At 62.8% G+C, this 508-nt stretch carries 1 protein-coding gene; it reads right to left on the bottom strand.

Annotated features, from left to right (window positions below; genetic code table 11):
• Positions 1–142 precede the first annotated feature (142 nt).
• On the bottom strand, positions 143–508 hold a 366-nt coding region (locus AC1DNC_RS16770), incomplete at its 5' end, for an isocitrate lyase/phosphoenolpyruvate mutase family protein (RefSeq protein WP_476863657.1).

Here is a 508-nt window from a genome sequence, read left to right as displayed (position 1 = left end):
CCCTGGAGGCGTGTGCGACAACCCTCGGATCGAAACCCAGTTGGCGCAAACCGCGGTGGCGGCTACGGGAGCATCCCAGGCAGCGATCTACATCGACGGAAAAACCCTGGCGGACGTACTCAGTTTGCGCTCAGCTGGCCAGTCACTCGAATAGCGCGTCCATGTCTGCGTAGCTCCGGCTTCCGGCCAGGCCCGACCAGTTTCCATCGCCAAGAACTTCCATTGCCAGCCTTGAGACCTTCGCGTAGGCGGCCCTGGCAGTGCTGCCCCCGATGCTGATTCGCCGCACTCCGACTTCGTGTAATTCTCCGGGCGACGGCGAACCCAAGCCGGCCAGCGCATTGAGCGGTACGCTGATCCGCCGGGAAAGTTCGTGCAGGACATGGAGATCGGCCAACCCGGGTACGAATATTCCGTCCGCCCCGGCCCGCTGATAGGCGTCCGCGCGGCGCAGCGTTTCCTCATATGCCGTATCCGGAAACTTTCCAGACCAGTAAGTGTCGGTACG

The organism is Arthrobacter sp. 01N442 (assembly GCF_056399345.1).
Note: the sequence above shows the minus strand (reverse complement) of the source record. Positions and strands in the feature narration are given on the sequence as shown.